The following is a 22,854-nucleotide window of genomic DNA, read 5'->3' on the forward strand; positions in this document are numbered from 1 at the left end:
CCTGAATGTACCCCTGGGGGGTATCTCGTGGTCTCGATACTGCCACAAGGCCGATATGAGCTGCAACCCCTACCCCCTAGGGGTTATTTCCCGTCTGCCCGCGCGATGACCGAAGGCCGTTCGTGAAGCGGAACCCACGGGTTGTTACGGCGAAGTTATCCACACCCTGTGTGACGGTGTGGACCGCGCGGACTCCGTCCGAATGTCGGCGTTTGTCGAGGTATTGGGGGTAAGAGCCCCTGGCCTGTAGGCGATCCCGGAGTTATGCACAGGGTTTTCCACAGGCTTCCACAGCCCTGTGGAGGAACACGTCGCGGATACTGGGACCATGCCTGAGCTACCCGAGGTCGAGGCGCTCGCCGACTTCCTGCGCGACCGCGCGGTCGGCCACGCCATCGCCCGGATCGATGTTCTCGCCATCTCGGCGCTGAAGACCTACGACCCGCCGATCACGGCCCTCGCCGGCCTCACCGTCACCGGCGTCGCCCGCCACGGCAAGTTCCTCGACCTCGACGTGGACGGCCTCCACCTCGTCGTCCACCTGGCCCGCGCCGGCTGGCTGCGCCGTCGCGACGAGATCCCGGCGAAGCCCGTCCGTCCGGGCGGGAAGAACCCCCTGGCGGTACGCGTCCACCTGGACGACGGCTCCGGATTCGACCTCACCGAGGCCGGCACGAAGAAGGGCCTCGCCGTCTATGTCGTCCGCGACCCCGCCGAGGTCCCGGGCGTCGCGTCCCTGGGCCCCGACCCGCTGGACGAGGCGTTCACCGCCGACGCCCTCCGGGCGATCGTCACGGCCAAGCGCACCCAGATCAAGGGCCTGCTCCGCGACCAGAAGAACATCGCGGGCATCGGCAACGCCTACTCCGACGAGGTCCTGCACGTCGCGAAGATGTCGCCCTTCAAGATCGCCTCGTCCCTGACCGATGACGAGGTCACGGCCCTGCACACGGCGATCGTCGAGACCCTCCGCGACGCCGTCGCGCGCTCCCGCGGCCTGGAGGCCCAGGACCTGAAGGGCGAGAAGAAGACCGGCCTCCGCGTCCACGGCCGTACCGGCCAGAAGTGCCCCGCCTGCGGCGACACCGTCCGCGAGGTGTCCTTCGCCGACTCGTCCCTCCAGTACTGCGCGACCTGCCAGACCGGCGGCAAGCCGCTGGCCGACCGCCGACTCTCCCGCCTTCTCAAGTAGCCGCTACGGGACGTCCCAGAAGGCCAGCTCGTGGCGCATGGCCGCCATGAAGAGGCGTTCGGCGCGGGCCGGGTCGGCGCCCGACTCGTCCAGCATCTCGGCGCAGCGGGCGGACAGGGCGGCGAAGCCCGGGTCGGCGTAGGTGTCCACCCAGCGGCGGTACCGGGGTTCGGCGGGCGGGTCCTCCGCCAGGCGGGCGCCGAGCGTCGAGTAGCCCCACATGCAGGGGTAGAGCGCGGCGAGGCCGTCGGCGTAGGACGCGGCGGCGTCCAGGAGGAACTCGGTGTAGGCGGCGCAGGCCGGGCCCTTCCGCGCGTTGTCGAGGTCGGCGCCGAACTCCGACGAGAGGGAGCGGTGCAGCTCCAGCTCCTCGTGGAACGTCGAGTGGGCGAGGTCGACGAGATCGCCGACGTGCCCGTCGGGGGCCTGCCAGGCGAGGCGGGCGAAGACGCGGACGTAGTCGAGGAGGTAGAGGTAGTCCTGCTCCAGCCACGAGCGGAACACGCCCTCGTCCAGGTCGCCGCGGGCGATGCCGACCACGGTCGGATGCTTCAGCTGCTCCTCGACGAGAGGGAGCCCGAGGTGTTCCAGACGCGCGGCGAGACCCATGCGCGCAAGTCTGGCAGCCCCCGAGGTTTCACGGGAAACCAAACGGGACCCCGCCCGAGGGCGGGGTCCCGAAGAGTCCACCGGTGCGCGGGGTCGCCTCTCGGCGAAAGGCTCAACACGGCTCCAGCCGGACGGTATTCCGTGAAGGCGGTAGATGAGGCCCGGGGACACCGAGCACACCGGCTTCCCCCTCTCCAACCGGCTCCGCCGCCGTATTGTTCCCGGCCCCTCAGCGGGAGGCGGGCTGGAGGTCCGGGACGTCCGAGAACGTGCCCGTCCGGCGGATCGTGTGCCAGCGCAGGCCCGCGCCCAGCAGCGCCGTCACGACCGACTGGACGACCACCAAATACATGAGCTGCCGGTACACGACCTGCTGCAGCGGCAGCACCCACAGCGGACGGACGGTCTCGCCGTCCAGCCACAGCGCGTACGCCCCGGCGGCGGCCTGCGCGGCGACGAACACCGACCACATGAGGACGGGCCCCGCGGGGTCCAGGAAGAGGACGCCGAACAGGGCGAACAGGTCCACGGCGGGCGCGAACAGCGGCATGACCACCTGGAACACCGTCAGATAGCCGAGGGCCCGGCGGCCGAAGCGTCCCGAGCCGCCGCGCTCGACGACCGAGCGGCGGTGCTTCCACATCGCCTGCATCGTCCCGTAGCACCAGCGGTACCGCTGCCGCCACAGCTGCCGCAGCGACGAGGGCGCCTCCGTCCAGGCGATGGCCTTCTCCTCGTACACGACCCGCAGGCCGGTGCGGCAGATGGCCATCGTGAGGTCGGTGTCCTCCGCGAGGGTGTCGCCGGGGACGCCCCCGACCCGCGCGAGCACCGACCGGCGGAACGCGCCGATCGCGCCGGGGACGGTCGGCATGCAGCGCAGCACGTCGAACATCCGCCGGTCGAGATTGAAGCCGATCACGTACTCGATGTGCTGCCAGCGGCCGAGGATCCCGCCCCGGTTCGCGACCTTCGTGTTGCCGCTGACCGCGCCGACCTCCGGATCGGCCAGCGGCACGACCAGGTGGCGGAGCGTGTCGCGCTGGAAGACGGTGTCGCCGTCGACGAGCACGAGGACCTCGGTCCGGGCCGCGGCGATGCCGGCGTTCAGCGCGCTCGGCTTGCCGCCGTTCGGCTTGCGGATCAGCCGGACGCCCGGCTCCCCGAGCGCCGCCACGATCTCGGCGGTCCGGTCGCCGGACCCGTCGTCCACGACGATGACCTCGACGAACCCGGGGTGGTCGGTGTCGACCAGCGACCGGACGGTCGCCGCGATCCCCGCCTCCTCGTTGTACGCCGGGACGATCACCGTGACCGGCGGGAGCGGCCCCGGCGGCGGTGCCGGCCTCCGCACCCGGCGCATGTGGACGTGCGCGAACAGCAGCAGCGCGATGAGACGCACGGCGTACAGGGCGCCCGCCACGCCGAACAGCACGCCGAGCGTCCCGGTGAGGGCGGCGGCGGCGCGCTGCGCGGTGACGAGCGTCCAGCCGACGGCCCTGTCGCGGGTGGGGGCCGCGACCTCGGCGGCGGGCAGGCGCAGCGCGTCGGTCAGCGTCGTGAAGCGGTAGCCCTGCGGCCGCAGCCGGTCGGCGACCTCCGCGACGGCGGCGAGGGTCTGCGTCCGGTCGCCGCCGGAGTCGTGCAGCATGACGATGGCGCCCTCGCCGTGCCGGTCCGCCGCGAGCGCGCGCCGGACGATCGCGTCGGTGCCGGGCCGCGCCCAGTCCTCGGTGTCGCGGTCGGTGAGCACGACGACGTAGCCGTCCTCGCTCGCCTCGCGCGCGGCGCGCCACTCCGGCGCGGTCAGCCCGTCCGGACGGGACGAGTACGGCATCCGCATCAGGCGCGTGTGGACGCCCGCGGCGCCCGCCAGCGCGCGCTGGGTCAGGTCCAGCTCCAGGCGGTTGCGCCAGGACGGTGCGGACGCCATGTCCACGTGCGTGTAGGTGTGCGACCCGATCTCGTGGCCTTCCCCCAGGAGGCGTTCGGTCAGCCCCGGGTTCTCGGCGACGCGCGCGCCGACCGTGAAGAACGTGGCCTTGGCGCCCCGGGCGCGCAGCACGTCGAGGAGCTTCGGGGTCCACTCCGGGTCGGGACCGTCATCGAAGGTCAGCGCGATCGTCTTGGACGGCATGCGGAGGCTGCGGGGCTTGCCGTCCACCATGTTGATGACGGGACCACCGGAGGTGACCGCAGATGGAGCCGGCGCCGGATTCCCCGTCACCTCGCGTGGGGATTCGCCCAGGGTGCCGTGGGCGAACCCGTCCAGAAGGAGCAGGACGCCCAGCGCCAGGCCGCCGAGCAGGAGCAGCACCCAGTGTCCCCGCGGTTCCTTCGGACGCACGGGTGCTCTGCGACGCGCCGTCACGCGGGCTTCTTCTTCTTGCCCCACGCGGGCGGCGTGGCGTCCGACCGTCCCGGACGGGTCGTCGTGGGCACCGGTGACGGCACGGCCGTCACGGTGGGCGCCGCGCCCGGCGGTGTGCGCGCGGGCGGCGTCGCGCCCGTCTCCCCGCCGGTCGGCCGCCCGGCCGCCGGTGCGGGCGTGCCCGGTCCGGCCTCGCCGGGGCCCCCGCCGGCCGTCCGGTGGGGGCGCCGCACGCCGTCCGCGCCGGGGATCCGCGCCTTCCCGCCGTCCACGCGCTTCCCGCCGGACGGCTCGTCCCACCGGGTCAGCGGCACGTCCGCGCCCGTCGCGGCGCCGATGCCGAGGGCGCCGAGGAACAGGACGAGCGATGTGCCGATCGCCAGCCCGAGCCGGCTCCCGAACCGGCGCCGCCGGCCGCTGGGGTCGACGAAGACGGGCGCCGGGTCGTCGGCCGGATCCGGCCGTTCGGCGTCGGGTGCGATCCGGACACCGGCGGCGGGCCGCACATCCGAGATGAGTAGTTCATCCCGGAAAGGCGCGGATCCATCGTGGGGGGATTTGCCCGGTAGCGAGCGATGTTCGGGGGGAGTGCTGATCATCGTGTTCCAGGATTCGCGCGGGTGCGGCGGGGGGACGGCGCCGCGGAGGTTCATCCTGTCCAGCGCCGGGCTCGCCGTACGTGTCACACCGGAACGGGATTCCCTGCACAATGGCGCGCGTGACGAGAGCGGAGCAGGCGGGCAAGGAGGACGATCTCAACCGTGCCCTCCGCGCCGCGCGGGACGGCGACGAGGCGTCCTTCCGCGTGCTCTACCGCGACGTCCAGCCCCGGCTGATCCGCTTCGCGGCCGCGATCGCGGGCCCGGACGCCGAGGACGTCACGTCCGAGGCGTGGCTGCAGATCGCCCGTGACCTGCCCACCTTCCGCGGCGACATCGACGGGTTCCGCGGCTGGACCGCGACGATCACCCGCCACCGGGCGCTCGACCACGTCCGCCGCCGGGCGCGCCGCCCCACCGCCGACCTGCCCGTCGAGGAACTCGCCGGGGTGGCCGCCCTGGACGACACCGCGGCGCTGGCGCTCGACGGCATCTCCACCGAGGCCGCGCTCCGCCTGATCGCCGAACTGCCCCGCGACCAGGCCGACGCCGTCCTGCTGCGGGTCGTCATGGGCCTGGACGCGAAGGCGGCGGGAAAGGTCCTCGGCAAGCGGGCCGGCGCCGTCCGCACCGCCGCCTACCGCGGCCTGCGGCGCCTCGCCGACCGGCTCGCGCCGTCCGGTGACACAACCGGGGAACCGGGCGCTGAAGAGGTGTTCCACCAGAAAGGGATGCGTGCATGAACGTCGCTGTCGATCGTCCGGACCTGTGAGCGTGCCGATGATGTCGGTGGCCCCCGGTGCGAACGCGCACGCGCGCCCTCCCCGGGCAGCGGTGAGATGAGCGACCGCACCGGGCTGGATCCGCGGACCGCCGAGCGCCTGCTCGCCGGCGGTCCCGCGCCCGACGCCCCGGAGGGGCTCGCGGCGCTGCTCGCGGCGGCGTCCGCTCCGGCGCGTCCCGAGGAGACGGCCGGGGAGGACGCGGCGGTCGCCGCCTTCCTCGCCGCCCGGCCGCCCGCACCCCGCCCGGCACGCAGGGTCCTGTCCCGCGTGACGACGATCAAGGCACTGATCATCGCCGCCGCCCTCACCGGGTCGGGCGGCGTGGCGATCGCCGCGGGCACCGGCAACCTGCCCGGCCAGAGCCCGGACCCGGCGCCGAGCACGTCCGTCCCCGAACCGGAGACCGAGCGGGACGGCGTCGTCCGGGCACCCGCCGTCCCGTCGCGCACCGCCCCGGCGGTCCCGTCGCCGTCCGCGAAGCCGACCGTGCAGCAGCCGCCGGGACGGCAGAAGCCGAAGAAGACGCCGACACCGCGGGGCAGGCCGACGACCAGGAAGCCGAACCCGGGCCAGGGCAACGGCGGCGACAACGGCAACGCGCCCACCGCCGTCCCGAGCGCGAAGCCCCGGGTGATCCCCAAGAACTCCCACGCGGCGAACCGCGACTGACCCGTCCGGAAAATCTTCGGCGCCCTGTCGATCGGTGATGTCCCCGTTCGACCCAGGGGTGAAAGGGGCCGAGAGGGATCCGGACGAGCCATGGAGACGGAACCATGTCCCCGGTGGTCGAGCTGTCGTGAACGCCACGCCTCAGCACGGGTCGGCGGCGCACACTTCCGTGGTCACGGGCCGTCGGGAAGCGAGGACCGGCCACTCGTCGCCGTCGTCAATGGACGACAGCACCGTCTCCAGCTCCGTTCCCTCTTCCTGCCACCACTCGACCAGGCCGGTGCCGAGGGCGGCCAGGTCCGGGGCGGCCTCGTAGGTCAGCTCGCAGCCCACTTGGAGGAGCGAGTCGCCATCACCCTGGAACTGGCGGCAGAACGACAGGACGAAGACGCGGCGTTCCGCGACCCGCGTCGTGAGGTACTCGTACATCAGCCCGTCCCGGGCGTCCGCCACCGGGCGGCGCATGAAGTCGCGGAAGACCTCCCAGGCCGGGCGGGCATCGAGGGCGTCGGGCTTCTGCCCGCGCTCGCTGAGAAGGCCGAGCAGGACGTTCTCCGCCTCGTCAGCCCGCAACGCCGTGCCCGTCCGCCTTGAGCCGGACGAGCAGCGCGTCCCACGCACCGGCACCCAAACGCAGCCACGGCCCGTCCGGATCTAGCGAGTCCCGCACCGCGACGACACCCGGTGAGTTACGTAGGGCAGTCAACTCCACGCACTGGCTTTCGTCCTGGGTGCCGCTGTGGCTGCTCTTACGCCACATGATCTCAGTGTTGAGATGGAGCCCATGGCTCGTCTGCGCCACGCAGGATGAGCTCCCTGGATTCGTCCGGCGAGTAGGCCATCCCTTGAAGATCTCGGAATACTCCTTCATAAGCCTGGACTTCCTCCTCATCCTCTATGCAGATACTACGCACGAGGCTATCGATCATGACCACGGTGAAATCGCCCAATTCGACGTCCAGCATGGTGAACGCACCGTCCACGCCCGGGTTCCTGAGAAGCCTGGACGGCAGCACTTGCACCTGGACGTTGGGCTGGGTCATCGCGTCCGCCACGTGCAGCAGTTGCCTGCGCATGACGTCTGGCCCGCCGAGCCCCTGCCGAAGCACGGCATCCCCGATGACGACCTGAAGGTGAGCCGGCTCCGGTCGCGTGAGGACATCCTTGCGGGCCTTGCGGAGGTTCAGGGCCCACTCGACATCGGTGCCGGGGAAGGGGGTGACCGACTCCATCACGGCGCGGCTGTAAGCGGGCTCTTGGAGGAGACCGGGGATGAGGAGCGGTTCGTATGCGCGGATGAGTCGGGAGTCCTGCTCCAACCGCAGGAAGTTTGTGACCTTCGACGCGGATCCGAGTAGGGCGTAGCGCTTCATCCAGTCGCGTGAGCGGCCGGCGGAGGCCAGTCCGAGCATGCTGATGGCCCGGTCATCGGTGTCTGCGATTCCGTACTTCATGAGGATGTAACTGACCTCATGCTCACGGGTGATGACCTGCGCGTTCTCCATTCGGTTGAGCGCGGATTTGGAGAGCCTGAGGAAACGGGCGGCCTCCTCGAGGGTCATGCCGTGATCCTCGCGGAGCTTCCGCAGCAGGACGCCAAGGCGTCGCATGCGCACAGTCGGGGGTCGTTTCGACATATCACCAGTGTTGGCACTCCACAAGCGGTTGTCATGGCCTTCTCGAAAAACGGGATATCCCATATTCCAAGATCCCGGTGTTGTCCGCTCCCTCCTTTAAGCGACCTGATTGTGCTGGTCAGCTCGGCGATTCATGCTGGCGGACGCAACCTCGCGGAAGGAGCAGAGGAACAATGCCGCACAATTGGCGAATCAGGAAACTTGCCGGTGTTTCGTGGGTTATCATCCGGATTGCCGAGGTCGGCCGGTGAACCTCCTCGGGACCCTCACGTTGCCTGGAGAGGCGAGGTCGGCGGGGCGGGCGCGCGCGTTCGTGCGGGACGTGGCGGCGCACGTCCACGAAGACACCATGGCCGATATCGCGCTCTGCGTGGACGAGCTGGTGGCCAACGCCTGCGAGCACACCGCGTCCGGCGTCGGCGGCCAGGTGGTCGTCATCGTCAGCGCGTCCCGTGACGTCCTGCGCGTCACCGTTCTGGACGAAGGCGGCACCGATGGCAAGCCGCGCGTCCGGACAGACCTTTCCGCGGAAGACGGTCGGGGCCTTCTCCTGGTCGACGCGCTGTCCACCACCTGGAATTCCCATGCGGCCCTCAAGGGCACCGCGGTCTGGGCCGAATTCGCGATTTGAAGCGCAGAAGCGACAATGCGCCATGCGCGCCTACCGGTACGCGGGTCCCGCCGACATATCGAGGACCGCGCGGGTCCAACCCGCCCATACCTGTCTTGATGGGACGCGCTACGGCAGGCGCTCGTCCCTCTGGGCGCCGAGCATCCCGACCACTTCGAGGCGTAGATGCGGGCCGGGGGCCGGAAGCGGGTCGCTTCCGGCCCCCGGGACTGTCACGAGCGGTCACTCATCCCGGTAGAGCGACAGGCACACCATGTCCGGCTCGAAGCCGAAGTCCTGCCAGAACCGGTGGTCGTCGCCGGCGTCGGCGCAGGACAGGTACCGGATCGTGTGCGCGCCGCGCTCCCGCAGCCACGTGATCGCGGCTTCGGCGAGTGCCCTGGAGACGCCCGTGCCGCGACTCTCCGGCAGGACGTACAGCGAGTCGATCTCGCCGTTCAGGCAGGGCAGGAGTCCGTCCTCGTTGTCGAGGCGGCCGTTGACGAAGCCCGTGATCCGGGCACCGTCCACGGCCACGAGGCAGAACGCGTCGCGGTGCCATGCGGACATGGCGAGCATGCGCGACAGGCTCCGGCGCCCCTGTTCGGTGAGCGGGCCGCCGTCCTCGATCTCGCGGCACATGCGGTCCCACAGGGCGCCGACCGCGTCGCCCTCGCTCTCGTGAATCCGTCTGATCTCCATCGTCTTCCTTCCGTTCAGCGGATGAGCCGTACTGGAACGGAAGGAAGGGCGGAGCTCTGGGCCAGCGAGCGTTGCGTGTCCTCTAGCGTCAACCGGGCATGGCCGCCACGATACTCCGCGGATCAGGCGTTGCGGATCTCCTGGCGGGCGGCCAGGGCGAGTGCCGCCGGGTCGATGCCCATGGCCCGCAGGGCTCGGGGTGCGGTTCCTTCCTTGAGACCGGCCACGGCGGCCACGATGTGCGCGCCCATGAGCGCCGACTTGTCGGCCTTGGCCTGCTTGGTCGCCGCCTGGAACGCCTCCTGGGCGGTGGCGGTCGTCTTCATGACCCCACGCGCCCGAGGAGGATTGGCGCGGATCGCCTCGTCCACCCGCTCCTCGTGGGCCGACCGGACGCCGATCATCGACAGCGCCTCGGCGTGGACCCGGTCGATCGCCGCGCGAAGCGCGTCCGGGGCGGCTCCCAGGCGCTCGAACGCGCGCCGCGCCGACCCGTCCGGCAGCGCCAGTGCCGACAGCAGCAGGTGCTCGGGACCGGGCACGGTCTCACCCGCCTCCAGCGCGTGCTTCTCCGCGCCGTTCAGCAGGGCGTTCATCGTCTTGACGTCTTGCATGGGGCGAGGGAGTCTCATCGGCCTTGCTCCTTCACTGGTCGCCGGCCCGCTTGGGGCCATGACGGTGGTGTGCGGCCTGACGGGTGATGCCGAGGGCCTGGGCGACCTGCGCCCAGGACCAGCCCTGCTCGATCGCCCGCGTCACGGCCGCGCGTTCCAGCCGGTCCGCGAGCCGCCGCAGGGCGACGACCGCGGCGAGTGCTTCCGCCGGATCGTCCGGCCCCGGAACATCGATTCGATCAGCCACATGTCAAACGTATTTGACATCCTGATGAGTGTCAAATCGGTTTGACGCGTTGAAGGGTCTCCTGGAACACGCAGGCCTGTCAGCCGTGAATCGGTGTCGTTGTCAAAGGAGTGAGACGATGGGAGAAGCGGCCTTCGCGGTGCGACTTGACCTCAAGTTTGGTTGAGGATCCACAGTGGTCCCCGGAACCGGCGAAGGGGAGACGGGCATGACACCGCTGCGCATCGCGATCATCAACGGCAGTACCCGGACGGGGCGGTTCGGCCCCATGATCGTCGACTGGGTCGCCGGGGCCGCCCGGCAGCGTGCCGACATGGTCGTGGACACGGTGGACGCCGCGTCCAGGAGCGGTGAGGTCCTGGCCGCGGCGGACGCGTTCGTCGTGGTCACGCCCGAGTACAACCACAGCTTTCCGGGTGACCTGAAGAAGCTCATCGACGCGCACTTCACCGAATGGCAGGCGAAGCCGGTCGCCTTCGTCTCGCACGGGGGCGTGTCCGGCGGCCTGCGGGCGGTCGAGCATCTGCGGGGCGTCTTCGCGGAGCTGCACGCGGTCGGCATACGGGACTCGGTGAGCTTCCACCGGCCGTGGAACTGGTTCGGATCGGACGGCCGGCCGGAGAGCGCCCAGGCCGAGATCGCGCTGAAGAAGATGTTCGACCAGCTCACATGGTGGGCCCTGGCGCTGCGGGACGCGCGGGCCGTCCGGCCTTTCGAGGCGTGACGGCCGAAAACCCCTGACCGGATCCGGCAAGGGGCTTCGGGCGTGGGTGCCCGGGGCGGCGGCGCCGCTGCGGGGGCCCGCGTCTAGGGAGCCGGCGGGATGTTGTGGTTCAGACGGAACAGGTTGGACGGGTCGTAGGCGGCCTTGAGCCGCGCCAGCCGCCGGTAGGTCGCGGGCTCGTAGGCGGCGCGCACCATGTCGGGGTTCGCGTTGGGGCCGAACAGGAAGTTCAGCAGTCGTCGCCCGCCCAGCATGCGGCGGAAGCGGTCGTGGAGCGCCCCGTGGTCGCCGGGCATGTCCAGCGGGGAGAGCACGCCGGCCAGGTACTTCGCGTCGCGGTTGCCGACGGCGTTCGGGACGGCCGGAGGCCGCGCGAGCGCCCCGTCCAGGTGCCGGAACTCGATGATGGCCGCGCCGGCCACGTCGACGACGGCCCGTGCGGTGTCGGCGGAGAGGCCGTCCAGAGCGACGCTCGTCGTCAGGGACGACAGCGGGCCGGGCGGCTCGCTGTAGATGCTCGCGCCGGATGTGTACGGCATGTCGGTCACGGTGTCGATCAGGCGGGGGCCGAGGGCGCGGAAGGGGGCGATGAGCCGCTCGCCCTCGGCGGGGTCGCCGGCGTGGGCGATGCGGACGTGCGCGACATGCCGCCCGCGCAGGGGTTCGGGGAACATCGGAGCGTTCGGGACGTGCTTGATGGCGATCGACGACGTCATCTCGTCCGGAACGGTCGGTGTCCAGGTCCGCCAGGTCTCCAGGACGTCCGGATCGGCGTCGAAGTACAGGCCGCCTCCGTACAGGCGCGTGACCGGGACGAGCCCGAACTCCATGCTCGTCACGACGCCGAAGTTCGCCCGCCCGCCCAGGAGCGCCCAGTAGAGGTCGGGGTCGGTGTCCGGTGTCACCCTGCGGAGCTCCGCATCCGCTGTCACGACCTCCATCGACCGGACGTGATCGGCTGCGTAGCCGTACTTGCGTGACAGCAGCCCTACGCCGCCTCCCAAGGTGAAGGAGACCGCCCCTACTCCGGGATGGGATCCGCTCAGCGGAGCGAGTCCATGGGACGCCGCCTCCTCGACGACCTGCCCCCAGCGCACCCCTGCCTCGACCCGGGCGGCACCGTCGGCGACCCGCGATCCCGTCATGCGGCGGGTGCTGATCAGCAGGCCCTCGTCGGAGCCGACCGGCAGCCCGTGCCCGGTGCTCTGCACGGCGACCGGGAGGTCGTGCGCCGCCGCGTACTCGAGGGCGGCGCGGACGTCCTCCGCGCAGGTCGCCCCGACGATGACGGCCGGACGATGGGGTGCGGCGAGCTGGAAGCCCGTCCGCTCGTCGTCGTAACCGTCCGCGCCGGGCACGAACACCGGCCCCTGCACCTTGCTCGCAAGCTCTTTCATCGCTCCCCCAGACGCTTCGTCGTTCACGAACCATGCTGGTGGGAGCGGATACAGAAGTCCAAGAGATGGTTCTTCTGTCTGCGAGAAGCATTCGTTATGGCGTTGGCCGCCTCCGCTATGTCACGCGCAATGAACCGATGAGGGTGTTGACGTCAGGCCAGAGATGCCGGTGCGTGTCCGGAAGGTCGATCCAGAGAAAGGAGGGGGCGGGAGCGCCGGTGTCCACCACGACGACCACGGAAAGGTCCATCGTCGCCAGCAGGCCCGGCTTGTGAACGTGCATTTCCCGTACCCTCACCCAGGCGGGCCGGCCGCTCACTTTGAAAGGCTGCGACGCGATGTCGCGTCCGCGCGTCGTGCTGGGAAAGGCGCCTTGCTGCCTTTCGTCCTGCAGCGCCGACGCGAGAGCCGGGAGCCGGGGCCGCCCCGTGGCCTCGTCGAGAACCTCGTCGGGCACGATTCCGGACGCGACGACCGCGCGCCAACGGGATTCGGTGGTGAGCTGCTGCGAACGTTCGAATGCGGAGTTCGTCATGTCGTCACGGACACTCGGTTCCCAGCCGCCGCCGAGTTCGGCGTAGGACAGCCGTGTGGCGCCTTTCGCGATCCTCGCCTTCACGGGTGATCCGGCGCCCGGGTAGCGCGGCACCGGGACGACTTTCGTCAGCCGCGTCGTGATGGGGAGCACCCTGCCGGCCGCCCGGCTCAACGACGGAAGCCGCGCGCCCGCGACCGGCTGCATCGCGCGGACCGGGCCGCCGCACGACGCCGTCCGGTATGCGCCGGACACCGTGGTCTGCCGCACGATCCGGCCGTCTACGACGACCGTGCACGTCACCTTTCCGGCGCGCTCGTACCCCGTCTTGACCGAGAATTCCGTGGAGTCGTCCTTCTCGAGGCGGAACGTCGTACGGAACGGCAGCGGCAGGCCGCCGGCGCTCTCCTTGCCGTCCGGTGTCCGGTGCCGGACCGCCGCGGTCGGCACATTTCCGGTAGCGATGTACGTGACCTCGACCCTGCCGTCGTCCGCGGAGTACGCCTCGCCGCCGGAGGAGCAGCCGGACACCGCCGGTACGAGCAGCACGGCACTGGCGAGAACAGCCCATCGCGGTGAGCGCGACCGCGAACTCTCTCCGTGAGCCGACCGCGTCACGTGGTGCCCTTCGTCCCACGCCGCAACGAGAACACCCGGATCGCCTACCGGCCGCAAAAGCGTTTCCCACTCAGCCACGTCGCCACCTCCGAATGGCGATTATGGAGGAGACGTCCGCAATAAGGATCACCGCCCCGCAATGAGGTGGGGCGGCTTCTGGGCGGAGGAGGTCGCGGAGTCGCACCGAGTGCTGACCGAGGCGGGCATCCAGGTGGACATCGCCACCCCCGGCGGCGTCCGCCCGCCCGCGGACCCGGTCAGCCTGGACGAGCGCGGCGGCGTCGAGGCGTCCGCGGCCGAGAGGTTCCGGGACCACCTCGACACCATCGCCGACCGCCTGGCGCGGCCCCTCGACCTCGCCGAGGTCGAGGGGGCCGACTACGACGCGATCTACCTCCCCGGTGGTCACGGCCCCATGGAGGACCTGGCCCGGGACGCCGACCTCGGCCGCCTGCTCGCCGGCGCCGTCCGGGACGGAAGGATCGTCGCCGCCCTGTGCCACGGCCCCGCCGCCCTGCTCAGCACGGCCGGCGGCGATGCCTTCCCCTTCGCCGGACGGCGCCTGACGGTCTTCACCGACGACGAGGAGCGGCAGGGAGGGCTCGCGGTCCCCTACTTCGTGGAGAGCAGGCTCCGCGACCTGGGCGCCATCGTCGAGCCGGGGCCCGCGTGGACGAGCAAGGTCGTCGTGGACGGCGCCCTCATCACCGGCCAGAACCCGCAGTCCACCGTCGAGACCGCCCGGCAGGTGGTCAAGGCCCTCACCCCCTGACCTCGAGGAGCCGAGCAGCCGCCCGATCGAGTCGGCGCAGCACGCCGCCCTCAGGCGGTGGGGGCCCACTCGACGAACTGGACGATCACGCCGTTGGGGTCGGTCACCTGGAAGAGGCTTAACGACGAGATCGCCGAAGCGGTGGCATCGGAGGCCGCCCGCGCCTTCGACCTGCTGGAACCGGCCCTGGCCGACTACGCACGGGCCTGACCGGCCGCCGCGGCGCCTTGATCGGATAGGAGCGGTCCGAGGCGGTGCCGCTTACCGGTGTCTTACGGGACGCCCTCAGCGGTTCCGCGCCGGTGGGAGGAAGGGTTGGCTGGGACGTGGCCGGGGGCGGCCGTCCGGGTCCGCCCCGCTCATCACCACTGGAGTTCCGATGCCTCGTCGTGCCGTCGTCGCCGCCCTGGCGGCCCTCATGGTCGCCGCCGGTGCGGGGCTCTATCTCTTCCAGCCGTGGAAGGCGTTCACCGACACCACGGTGAACGAGTCATTGCCGATCGCCTCCGAACCAGCACCCTCACCGAGCAAGGGCGCCGGGCCGGCGACCCTGGCGGAGGGCGCCTTCGTCAGCCACGACCACGACACCAGCGGAACGGCCCGCACGGTGCGGCTCGCGAGCGGCGGCCGGATACTGCGGCTGGAGGACCTGCGCACCTCAGAAGGCCCGGACGTGCGGGTCTACCTGTCCACGCGCTCCGCTCGGGAGGTCCGGAAGGGGCTGGGGGACGGAGCGGTCGAACTCGGCCGGCTCAAGGGCAACCTGGGCAACCAGAACTACGCCGTCCCGGCCGGTGCCGATGTCTCCAGGTTCCGGAGCGCCGTGATCTGGTGCAAGCGGTTCTCCGTCTCCTTCGGGGCCGCCGACCTCTCCCCGAAGGGCTGATCCATGGGCCTGCGTCAGCGCGGCGCGGGCCGGTAGCGTTCGCTGCGGGTCTTGGCGCCGATGAGGCGCAGCTGCGTGAGCAGGACGCGCCGGTCGAGGCGGCGCGGCACCAGCCGGGCCGAGACGCGGACCGTCCTGGCCATCCGGTTGAAGCGCCGCTGTTCGGAGGCGGTCCACTCGATGTCGAAGCGTTCCCGGACCGGTGCGGGCAGGCAGCCGATCGCGACCAGGGTGCCCAGCCGTCGCAGGAGCGGCCGGCCCGCCCGGATGGCGGAGGACGGCACGAAGGGGACCGCGCCGATGCCGTCGGTCCGGGCGATCTGGATCGACCGGGCCGCGGGGGCGGTCATCTCCAGGCGTTCGGCGCAGAAGGCGGCGAAGGCGTCCTGGAAGGCCGCGTAGTCGGACGGGACGGGGCGCATGCTCACGCCGTAGCGGGCGTACCAGGCGACCGTCTCGGCGTAGAGGCGGTCACGGTCGGCCGCGGTGAGCGCGTTCGCGGGGAAGAACAGCTCGGCGGTGCGGAACATGTGCCAGGTGAACGTGGCGTGGGCCCACCAGAACGTCTCGGGGTCCAGGGCATGGAATCTCCGGCCCGCGGAGTCCACCCCCCTGATGTCGAGGTGCAGGTCACGGATGTGGCGGGCGCGCTCAGCACCGTCGGGTTCGAAGATCGTGGCCCAGATCTGCGGGACCGACCGCCAGATCCGCCCGAACGGGTCGTCGAAGAACCCGGACTGCTCGGCCACGGCCGTTCCCAGCGGTGGATACATCAGCTGCAGCAGCCCCGTGGAGCCGCCCGGCAGCGCGGCGCGCGTGTCTCCGGCGATCCGCCACAGCAGCGAGTCCGGCCCGATGAGGTCGCCCCCGGTCTGCGGGCCGTCGCCCACCCAGCCGTCCGGTTCCCTTTCGAGGTGTTCCGGCACCATCATCACGACTCCCTTCGTCCGCGATGCGACCCGCCGCGCGACGACCGGCCGCTCCTTGACCGTCCGGTCGCCGCCGGCCGATAACCGACATCGCTGTCGGTAGCGTGGGCCCATCGATGGAGCGGAGTCAAGACGTCGGCCAGGCGGCCACCGCCGTCCGCGTTGACCCGTCGCCTCGGTCGCCCTGGCCCAATCGGGGCGATCAGCGATGACCTTGCAGGACGGCGTGGTGGTCGCTGCCGTCGGTGGTGTCGGGGTCGGTGTGGACGGTGGCGGCGGCGAGCCGGGGCAGTTCATGGATGAGCCGGTGTTCGGCTTCCACGGCCACGGCGTGCGCCTGGATCAGGGTCAGGTCGGGCGAGAGGACGATGTCGGTCTCGGCGCGCAGGCGGTGCCCGATCCAGCGCATCCGGACGTTACCGACGCCTCTGACGCCGTCCACGCCTGCGAGGATCCGTTCGGCCTCGCTCACGAGGGCGGGGTCGACCGCGTCCATCAGCCGGTGGTAGATCTCCCGGAGCGCGTCGCGCAGCACGAAGCAGATCGCGATGGTGATCAGCAGGCCGACGACCGGGTCCGCGATGGGGTGGCCGAGGGCCGAACCGGCGGCGCCGCCGAGGACGGCCAGTGAGGTGTAGCCGTCGGTCCGGGCGTGCAGCCCGTCGGCGACCAGTGCCGCCGAGCCGATCTCCCGCCCGGCTCTGATCCGGTAGCGGGCCACCCATTCGTTGCCCAGGAAGCCGATGACGGCCGCCGCCGCGACCCACCAGAGGGCCCGGACGTCCTGCGGGTCCATGAGCCGGCGGGACGCCTCGTACCCGGCCAGCGCCGCCGACGCGGCGATGATCGTCACGATCACCAGGCCGGCCAGGTCCTCGGCCCGGCCGAAGCCGTAGGTGAAGCGGCGGGTGGCGGCGCGGCGGCCGATCAGGAAGGCGATGGCGAGCGGTACCGCGGTGAGCGCGTCCGCGACGTTGTGCAGTGTGTCGCCGAGCAGGGCCACCGATCCCGACCGGATCACGATCACCGCCTGGAGGGCGGCGGTGAGCATGAGCACGCCGAAGGACATCCCGATCACGCGCAATCCGCGGCCGCTGAACTCCAGCGCCTCATCGGTCTTGTCCGCGCTGTCGTGGCCGTGCGGCGTGAGGAGGTGCCGGATCCGGCTCGTGAGCGGCCGGAGGCGGCCGGAGCGCCGGTGATGTCCGTGCCCATGTCCGTGGCCGGTCGTGTGCTGGTGTTCGGGCCCTGCGTGCCGGTGCTCTGACATGGCTCTCCTCGCTTGCGGGAGGCGGACGCGCCCAGTATATGTAGTCATGTACGCACGCGACTACAAAGCAGGTGCGATCTCGTTGCAGGAGCATCCTTCGAGCGCTCAGATCGAGGCCGCGACCGCGGCGTTCCGCATGCTGTCCGACGCCACGCGGTTGCGCCTGATGTGGTTGCTGACCTCAGAGGAGTACGACGTCACCACCCTGGCCGAGCGTCTGGACGTGGCGCGTCCGCTGGTCTCCCAGCATCTGGCCAAGCTCCGGATGACCGGCTTGGTGCACACCCGGAGAGAGGGACGCCGCGTGCTGTACCGGGCCAGGGACACCCACGTGCGCGCCCTGATCACCGAGGCGCTCTTCCACGCGGGCCACGAGGTCACCGGCAAGCCCCGCCACCAGGACTGAGCGCGGTTCCGCGCCGCCGTCGGCCGGACGTCCGAGGCCAGAGGGAAGATCTCGACCAGGGCGCAGGGTGGGCTGATGTTGGGGTGCCGCGATCGGCGCTCCCCGGTGACCGGGTGACGTCCTGTCCGCCCTCGCCGAGGGAGGGATCACCGGGAAGCGCCGTGCCGGCTGGTGTCAGGTCACGACCACCGTTGCGCGTGGGGATGCGCCGGCCTGCTCGGGAGCGAGCCGGCCCCGCCGGTCGAGGCGGTGAAGCGCCGCTGCCGACAGCAGTCCCGCGGCCAGCAGGAGCAGCCAGGGCAGGTAGGGCATCTGCAGACGGCGTGCCGCGTCCAGCGCGGTGCCGGTGAGCAGGTTGCCCGCGAGGATCCCGACGCCGGCCAGCAGGTTGTGGACGCCGTAGTAGGTGCCGATGAGGCGGCCTCGGGCAAGTGCGGCGATGGTGGCCATCTCGAACGGGAAGACCATCGTCGTCCCGGTGCCCAGCAGCAGCGCGCATGCCAGCAGCGCGCTGACGTGGCCGGCGACGCCGGCGCTCAGCACGTCGGCCAGGCACAGCGGGACGAAGGCCACGCCCATGAGGGCCACGCCGTTGGCCATGGCCTGGCCGTCGCTGAACCGCCGCCTGCACCAGGCGGTCATCTTGACCTGGCCGGCGACGCCGGCCAGGGCGGTGACGGCGAACAGGGCGACCGTCCAGGACTGGCTCCCCGTGACGCGGCGAACCTCCAGCGGCAGTCCCAGGTACACCTGGAACGACAGCGCGTAGGAGGCGACCATCACGGCCGCGAACCCGAGGAAGGGCCGGTTGGTGAACGCCTCCCGCCAGTCGGTCAGCACCGGCCGGTCGGGTGCCCTCTCCGGGCCGGCGCACGTCGGGAGGCAGCGCCACTGGAGCAGGGTCAGCACCGCGAAGACCGCCGCCGCGACCAGGCACACGGCGCGGAAGTCGGCGCGCAGCAGCACCAGTCCGATCAGGGGACCGATCAGGATGCCCGCCTGGTAGAAGACGTTGAACGCCGCGAACGCCTCGACCCGGCGGCCGGCTTCGGCGTGGGCGAGGTAGGCGCGGGCGGCCGGATTGAACAGGGCTCCGGCGAACCCGGTCAGGGCGGACGCGGCGATCAGCGCCGGTACCGCGGTGGAGACCGCGAACACGCCGAAGCCGACCACGCGCAGCGCGCACCCGAGCATGATCATGGGCTTGTAGCCGATCCGGTCGGCGAGCGTCCCGCCGATGAGGAACAGGCCCTGCTGGGCGAAGTTGCGCACACCCAGGACCAGCCCGACGAGCCAGACGGCGAGCCCGACCCCGTTCGCCAGGTGGTCGGCCAGGTACGGCATGAGCATGTAGAAGCCGAGATTGATCCCGGCCTGGTTGACGAACAGGACCTGGGCCGGGCGGCCGAACGACGAGAGCCCGGCGACGGTTGTCCTCCTCACCGGTGGCCTCCGGCGGGGCGGGCGGCCACATCGCCGGCCAGGCGGGCGTCCAGGCCGGTGACCCGGCTCAGCGGGTCGGCCACGGTGCGGCACCGGGTCCAGGACGTCACCTCCCGCTCGGTCGGGTGGCCGATCTGTGCGGGACGGGCGGGCGGAGCGGCCTCCAGCAGGCGGTGGGCGCGGCAGTAATCGTCGTCGTAGACGGTGTCCCAGTACCGCCACGGCCCGTCGGGGAAGATCGCGACCACGCGCGCCTCCGGTGGCAGGACCGCGGCGGTCCAGGAGGCCACGAGCGCGACGGCGCCCACACTCCACCCGCCGCTCATCAGATGCCGGGACGCCAGCCGCCGGCAGGCCCACACCGCTTCGGCGGGGGCGACCCAGTGCACCTCGCTGAACAGGTCGTAGGCGACGTTGCGGGGATGGATGCTGGAGCCCAGCCCGCGCATCAGGCGCGGGCGGGCGGGCTGGCCGAACACCGTGGAGCCGACCGAGTCCACGCCCACGATCCGGACACCGGGAAACCGGCCGCGGATCACGCGGCCGACCCCGGCGCTGTGGCCGCCGGTGCCCACGGCGCACACCAGCGCGTCGATCCTGGGGAAGTCCTCCAGCAGTTCCGCGGCCAGCGCGGCGTAGGCCCCGGCGTTGTCGGGATTGTTGTACTGGTCGGGGCAGTAGGCGCCGGGCAGCTCGTCCATCAGCTCGGCGACGCGGACCCGCCGCGCCTCCTGCCAGCCGCCGGTCGGGTGCGGCTCGGTCACCAGCTCCAGCCGGGCCCCGTAGGCGCGCAGCAGCCGGCGCAGCAGCGGCTCCAGCCCCGGGTCGCCGACGAGCACGACCGGGTGCCCGTAGACCTGGCCCGCCAGGGCCAGGCCGAGGCCGAGGGTTCCGCTGGTCGACTCGACGATGGGCGCGCCGGGCCGCAGGTCCCCGCGGTCACGCGCGCGGGCGATCATGTGCAGCGCGGGCCGGTCCTTGATCCCGCCGGGGTTGGTGCCTTCGAGCTTGGCCCAGAAACCCCGGCCGCGGGCGGCGCCGGTTCCGGTGTCGGGCTCGGGGCCGGCGCCCGGACGCAGGTCCGGAATGCGCAGCACCGGCGTGCGGCCGACGAGGCCGGACAATTCCGGATGCCGGTGAGACGGTGAGCAGGTGAGCCGGCCGACCGATGTGATGTCGGACGGCGATGGGTCGATCATGCGCAGAGCGCCGGCGTGCGTGTTCGTCATGGAAATCCCCCGAGATGCGGGCGCGGCCGAGGACCGGCGCACGGTGATGCGCCGGCTCAGTGGCCCACGTGCGGAACAGAACGGTCGGTGCGGGTACGCGGGCATGCACCACCGGGCGGTGACGAGCCACCGCGCGGTCAGACGCGTTCCAGGAGCAGGCCGCCGGAACGGGCGCGTGCCCGCCGACCGATCACGTTCGGGAGATGCCCCATGCGCCGGCGAGCAGTGCGCCGCCCAGGGAGCGACGCAGCCACCAGCAAGAGGGAAGGGGCTCCGTCTCAGGAGAACCCCTGGCGGAGCCGGCCGCTCCGTCCGCCGACGACATCGACGAAGCGATATCCGGGGCCAGGAGTGCGCCGCAAACCGTCTTGGTGTCGTCCGACGCGGCGGACCAGTCCAGGGCCGCCGCGTCGGCGCAGCCGGCGTGGTGGTCGTGGTCGTGGTCGACGGGGACCCCGGGCGCCGCCCTCTCGTGTCCGAGGTCGCACATGTGGAGCCGCGGCTGAGCCGGCTCGTGCAGATTGTGCTCGGCGTTATCGCCGGCGCTGTGCCCGACGGTGGGTTCGTGCAACCCGGGCAGGCAGAGGATCACGTGCACGACGATGGTGACCGCCAGCAGGAGAAGACCGGGCGGCCGAACCAGCCGCACGCTCTTCGCAATCAAATGACTACTGACAGTCACATCGCGACACTAGCAGGCCGCCTCTCCGCGCCCATCGCGACTCGGCGGACGGTCCGGAAGTCCGGGCCGCGCCGCGACCGAGGCCGGGATCGTGCCGGTAGGTGGGTTCAGGGGGTGGCCGGTTTGCGGGCGGTGAGCAGGCGGGTCGGGACCCACGGGCTGCCCCACCACGCGCGCCAGCCCAGGCCGCGCACCTGGATGTCCTGGGCGTTCAGCCGGGCCAGGACCGCGGCGTACTGGCGGGGGGTCCGGGCCAGGTCGGCGATCAGGAGGCGGCCGCCCGGCCGCAGTACCCGGTACGCCTCGGTGATCGCTTGGGCGCGGGCGTCCGCGCCGAAGATGGTGTGCACCGTCAGGCTGGAGACGACCAGGTCGAAGCTCGCCTCCGCGTACGGCAGTCGGCGCAGGTCACCCCCGTGCACGTGGACGCGGTCGGCGACGCCTTCGGCGCGGGCGTTGCGCAGGGTCGCCGCCGGGGTGTTGCCGGACTGGTCCCGTCCGCGCCACAGGTCCACACCGACCGCCCGGCCCCGCGGGAGGCGCCGGGCGGCGGCCAGCAGGACCGCGCCGCGTCCGCAGCCGAGGTCGAGCAGCCGTTCGTCGCCCCGCAGGTCCAGCTCGTCCAGCACGTCCCGCCAGACCAGGAACTTGCCGCGCAGCGTGGCGTGCAGGCTCAGGGCCAGACACCCCGCCAGCAGGGTGCCGGAGACCACGGCGGGAAGCGCGGCGGCCGGATCGGCGGTGACCGCCATCACGAGCCCCGTCACCCAGAACCCCAGCACCACCAAGCCCACGAAGCCGAACCCGTAGGGCGCATCCATCCCGTACCGCGCGCCAGGCATCCCGCCACTCTGCCACGAACCGGCCGCCCGAGGGGAAGCAGAAGAGCCCCCCAGCTTGTCGCTGGAGGGCTCATTCCGTCAGTCTGTGGGGGAGGACCTGCGCCAATACCCCGAGTGGGCGAGGAGGGATTTGAACCCTCACATCCTTTCGGACACACGGACCTGAACCGTGCGCGTCTGCCGTTCCGCCACCCGCCCTTGGGTGCCGTCCCGTTTCCGGGCGCTCGAAAAGGCTAGCACGGGTGCTGGAGTGGTTAGGTATCCAGATACGTCGCGCGAACCTTCGCACCGATACGATCGTCTACCAGTGGGGAAGGGAGGTGCCCGTGGGCGTCATTCAGCGCTTCGAGCGACGGCTCGAGGGCATGGTCGAAGGTGCCTTCGCCAGGGCCTTCAAGTCCGAGCTGCAGCCGGTCGAGGTGGCCAGCGCCGTTCAGCGCGAGATGGACGACCGGGCGGCGATCGTCGCGCAGGGCCGGACGCTCGTTCCGAACGACTTCGTCGTGGAGATCTCGCAGCAGGACGGCCAGCGGCTGCAGGTGTACGCCGACAGCCTGAGCCAGGAGCTCGCCAACCTCGCGCGGGAGTACGCGAAGGAGCAGGGGTATTCGTTCGTGGGCCCGGTGCGGGTCAGGTTCGAGAACGCCGGCGACCTCGCCACGGGCATGTTCCGCATCCGGTCGGGTGTGATCAGGGGGTCCACCGTCGAGGGCGGGGAGATCCGCCAGCCGGTGAGCGATGTGCCGCAGCGGGGACGGGGCGGCGCGTTCGGAGGGCAGCCGCGGCTGCTGGTCACGACGGCGGTCGAGGGGGCTGACGCCACCCAGCGCACGTACGAGATCACGACGCCGGTCACGCTGCTGGGCCGCGGCACCGACTGCGATCTGCGCCTTGTCGACCCGGGGGTATCCCGGCATCATGCCGAGATCCGTGTAGAAGGTCCCGAAATCGTTCTCGTGGATCTAGGGTCGACCAACGGCTCCTTCGTGAACGGGCAGCCCATCCGGCGGGTCACGCTGGTGGACGGGTCGCGCGTCACGATGGGCCGGACAACACTCGTGTTCCGCCGCGACAGGGAGTAGCCCC

The 22,854-nt window shown here is 71.5% G+C and carries 27 protein-coding genes and 1 tRNA gene; 10 read left to right on the forward strand and 18 right to left on the reverse strand.

Annotated features, from left to right (window positions below; genetic code table 11):
* Positions 1-328 precede the first annotated feature (328 nt).
* Entirely contained in the window at positions 329-1,192 is an 864-nt protein-coding gene (locus IE99_RS0115745) for an Fpg/Nei family DNA glycosylase (RefSeq protein ID WP_030170466.1), read from the forward strand.
* A 3-nt stretch (positions 1,193-1,195) separates the two neighbouring features.
* Here IE99_RS0115745 and IE99_RS0115750 read toward each other — a convergent pair whose 3' ends face one another.
* The 3 genes from IE99_RS0115750 to IE99_RS31900 form a co-directional block, all read right to left on the reverse strand.
* The gene (locus tag IE99_RS0115750; RefSeq protein WP_030170469.1) at positions 1,196-1,801 is read right to left on the reverse strand and encodes a TenA family protein; all 606 of its coding nucleotides are present in this window, start codon (positions 1,799-1,801) and stop codon (positions 1,196-1,198) included.
* Between the two features lie 229 nt (positions 1,802-2,030).
* Positions 2,031-4,118 (reverse strand): bifunctional polysaccharide deacetylase/glycosyltransferase family 2 protein, encoded by a 2,088-nt coding sequence (locus tag IE99_RS0115755; protein WP_245623221.1) that lies wholly within the window; start codon positions 4,116-4,118, stop codon positions 2,031-2,033.
* A 50-nt stretch (positions 4,119-4,168) separates the two neighbouring features.
* Complete coding sequence (locus IE99_RS31900; RefSeq protein ID WP_051712556.1) at positions 4,169-4,678, reverse strand: hypothetical protein; 510 nt, start codon at positions 4,676-4,678, stop codon at positions 4,169-4,171.
* Positions 4,679-4,881: 203 nt separating this feature from the next.
* Here IE99_RS31900 and IE99_RS29245 point away from each other — a divergent pair, with 203 nt between their 5' ends.
* Positions 4,882-5,514 (forward strand): RNA polymerase sigma factor, encoded by a 633-nt coding sequence (locus IE99_RS29245; protein WP_037559486.1) that lies wholly within the window; start codon positions 4,882-4,884, stop codon positions 5,512-5,514.
* Between the two features lie 96 nt (positions 5,515-5,610).
* On the forward strand, positions 5,611-6,225 hold the full coding sequence (locus IE99_RS30360; protein ID WP_051712557.1) for a hypothetical protein: 615 nt from the start codon (positions 5,611-5,613) through the stop codon (positions 6,223-6,225).
* Positions 6,226-6,366: 141 nt separating this feature from the next.
* Here IE99_RS30360 and IE99_RS0115775 read toward each other — a convergent pair whose 3' ends face one another.
* The 3 genes from IE99_RS0115775 to IE99_RS0115785 are packed head-to-tail and all read right to left on the reverse strand — an operon-like array spanning position 6,367 to position 7,925.
* Entirely contained in the window at positions 6,367-6,798 is a 432-nt protein-coding gene (locus IE99_RS0115775) for a hypothetical protein (RefSeq protein WP_030170482.1), read from the reverse strand.
* Positions 6,788-7,027 carry a DUF397 domain-containing protein gene (locus tag IE99_RS0115780; RefSeq protein WP_245623223.1) on the reverse strand — a complete coding sequence of 80 codons (240 nt, stop codon included), beginning with the start codon at positions 7,025-7,027 and terminating at the stop codon, positions 6,788-6,790. Before IE99_RS0115780 ends, IE99_RS0115775 begins: the two co-directional genes overlap by 11 nt.
* On the reverse strand, positions 6,990-7,925 hold the full coding sequence (locus IE99_RS0115785; protein ID WP_084219527.1) for a Scr1 family TA system antitoxin-like transcriptional regulator: 936 nt from the start codon (positions 7,923-7,925) through the stop codon (positions 6,990-6,992). Before IE99_RS0115785 ends, IE99_RS0115780 begins: the two co-directional genes overlap by 38 nt.
* A gap of 184 nt (positions 7,926-8,109) precedes the next feature.
* On the opposite strand from IE99_RS0115785, the gene IE99_RS0115790 reads away from it, so the two are divergent.
* Positions 8,110-8,493, forward strand: a complete 384-nt coding sequence (locus IE99_RS0115790) for an ATP-binding protein (protein WP_030170494.1) — start codon at positions 8,110-8,112, stop codon at positions 8,491-8,493.
* Between the two features lie 222 nt (positions 8,494-8,715).
* On the opposite strand, the gene IE99_RS0115795 is transcribed toward IE99_RS0115790, so the two are convergent.
* From IE99_RS0115795 to IE99_RS0115805, 3 genes are all read right to left on the reverse strand, one after another.
* A complete protein-coding gene (locus IE99_RS0115795) occupies positions 8,716-9,174 on the reverse strand; it encodes a GNAT family N-acetyltransferase (protein WP_030170496.1) in 459 nt (152 codons plus the stop codon).
* Positions 9,175-9,296: 122 nt separating this feature from the next.
* Positions 9,297-9,806 (reverse strand): Clp protease N-terminal domain-containing protein, encoded by a 510-nt coding sequence (locus tag IE99_RS0115800; RefSeq protein ID WP_030170497.1) that lies wholly within the window; start codon positions 9,804-9,806, stop codon positions 9,297-9,299.
* A gap of 13 nt (positions 9,807-9,819) precedes the next feature.
* Entirely contained in the window at positions 9,820-10,035 is a 216-nt protein-coding gene (locus IE99_RS0115805) for a helix-turn-helix domain-containing protein (protein ID WP_051712558.1), read from the reverse strand.
* A 208-nt stretch (positions 10,036-10,243) separates the two neighbouring features.
* Here IE99_RS0115805 and IE99_RS0115810 point away from each other — a divergent pair, with 208 nt between their 5' ends.
* The gene (locus IE99_RS0115810; RefSeq protein ID WP_030170502.1) at positions 10,244-10,759 is read left to right on the forward strand and encodes an NADPH-dependent FMN reductase; all 516 of its coding nucleotides are present in this window, start codon (positions 10,244-10,246) and stop codon (positions 10,757-10,759) included.
* An 83-nt stretch (positions 10,760-10,842) separates the two neighbouring features.
* Here the strand turns inward: IE99_RS0115810 and IE99_RS0115815 are convergent, their stop codons facing one another.
* Positions 10,843-12,156, reverse strand: coding sequence for an FAD-binding oxidoreductase (locus tag IE99_RS0115815; RefSeq protein WP_030170505.1), 1,314 nt, complete (start codon positions 12,154-12,156; stop codon positions 10,843-10,845).
* Between the two features lie 115 nt (positions 12,157-12,271).
* A complete protein-coding gene (locus tag IE99_RS30365; protein ID WP_051712559.1) occupies positions 12,272-13,240 on the reverse strand; it encodes a hypothetical protein in 969 nt (322 codons plus the stop codon).
* A gap of 208 nt (positions 13,241-13,448) precedes the next feature.
* Here IE99_RS30365 and IE99_RS0115825 point away from each other — a divergent pair, with 208 nt between their 5' ends.
* The 3 genes from IE99_RS0115825 (at position 13,449) to IE99_RS0115835 (ending at position 14,967) form a co-directional block, all read left to right on the forward strand.
* Positions 13,449-14,081, forward strand: coding sequence for a type 1 glutamine amidotransferase domain-containing protein (locus IE99_RS0115825; RefSeq protein ID WP_051712560.1), 633 nt, complete (start codon positions 13,449-13,451; stop codon positions 14,079-14,081).
* 57 nt (positions 14,082-14,138) lie between these two features.
* Positions 14,139-14,291: a hypothetical protein gene (locus IE99_RS32670; protein ID WP_211258825.1), complete on the forward strand. Its 153-nt coding sequence runs from the start codon at positions 14,139-14,141 to the stop codon at positions 14,289-14,291.
* A gap of 169 nt (positions 14,292-14,460) precedes the next feature.
* Positions 14,461-14,967, forward strand: coding sequence for a DM13 domain-containing protein (locus IE99_RS0115835; protein ID WP_030170511.1), 507 nt, complete (start codon positions 14,461-14,463; stop codon positions 14,965-14,967).
* A gap of 14 nt (positions 14,968-14,981) precedes the next feature.
* Here the strand turns inward: IE99_RS0115835 and IE99_RS0115840 are convergent, their stop codons facing one another.
* Entirely contained in the window at positions 14,982-15,899 is a 918-nt protein-coding gene (locus IE99_RS0115840; protein WP_245623225.1) for an oxygenase MpaB family protein, read from the reverse strand.
* Positions 15,900-16,098: 199 nt separating this feature from the next.
* Positions 16,099-17,166, reverse strand: a complete 1,068-nt coding sequence (locus IE99_RS0115845; RefSeq protein WP_030170515.1) for a cation diffusion facilitator family transporter — start codon at positions 17,164-17,166, stop codon at positions 16,099-16,101.
* A gap of 46 nt (positions 17,167-17,212) precedes the next feature.
* On the opposite strand from IE99_RS0115845, the gene IE99_RS0115850 reads away from it, so the two are divergent.
* The gene (locus tag IE99_RS0115850; protein ID WP_051712561.1) at positions 17,213-17,572 is read left to right on the forward strand and encodes an ArsR/SmtB family transcription factor; all 360 of its coding nucleotides are present in this window, start codon (positions 17,213-17,215) and stop codon (positions 17,570-17,572) included.
* A 174-nt stretch (positions 17,573-17,746) separates the two neighbouring features.
* On the opposite strand, the gene IE99_RS0115855 is transcribed toward IE99_RS0115850, so the two are convergent.
* The 5 genes from IE99_RS0115855 to IE99_RS0115875 form a co-directional block, all read right to left on the reverse strand.
* On the reverse strand, positions 17,747-19,015 hold the full coding sequence (locus IE99_RS0115855; protein ID WP_030170519.1) for an MFS transporter: 1,269 nt from the start codon (positions 19,013-19,015) through the stop codon (positions 17,747-17,749).
* A complete protein-coding gene (locus IE99_RS0115860; RefSeq protein ID WP_084219530.1) occupies positions 19,012-20,244 on the reverse strand; it encodes a PLP-dependent cysteine synthase family protein in 1,233 nt (410 codons plus the stop codon). Before IE99_RS0115860 ends, IE99_RS0115855 begins: the two co-directional genes overlap by 4 nt.
* A 190-nt stretch (positions 20,245-20,434) precedes the next feature.
* Positions 20,435-20,908 (reverse strand): hypothetical protein, encoded by a 474-nt coding sequence (locus IE99_RS31910; RefSeq protein ID WP_169744439.1) that lies wholly within the window; start codon positions 20,906-20,908, stop codon positions 20,435-20,437.
* Between the two features lie 125 nt (positions 20,909-21,033).
* Positions 21,034-21,768 carry a class I SAM-dependent methyltransferase gene (locus tag IE99_RS0115870; RefSeq protein WP_051712562.1) on the reverse strand — a complete coding sequence of 245 codons (735 nt, stop codon included), beginning with the start codon at positions 21,766-21,768 and terminating at the stop codon, positions 21,034-21,036.
* A 115-nt stretch (positions 21,769-21,883) separates the two neighbouring features.
* Positions 21,884-21,966 (reverse strand) — tRNA-Leu (locus IE99_RS0115875).
* Positions 21,967-22,094: 128 nt separating this feature from the next.
* On the opposite strand from IE99_RS0115875, the gene IE99_RS0115880 reads away from it, so the two are divergent.
* Positions 22,095-22,850, forward strand: coding sequence for an FHA domain-containing protein (locus IE99_RS0115880; RefSeq protein WP_030170529.1), 756 nt, complete (start codon positions 22,095-22,097; stop codon positions 22,848-22,850).
* Positions 22,851-22,854: the final 4 nt, after the last annotated feature.

Origin of the sequence: Spirillospora albida, assembly GCF_000718255.1 — a bacterium.
GTDB classification, from domain to species: domain Bacteria; phylum Actinomycetota; class Actinomycetes; order Streptosporangiales; family Streptosporangiaceae; genus Spirillospora; species Spirillospora albida.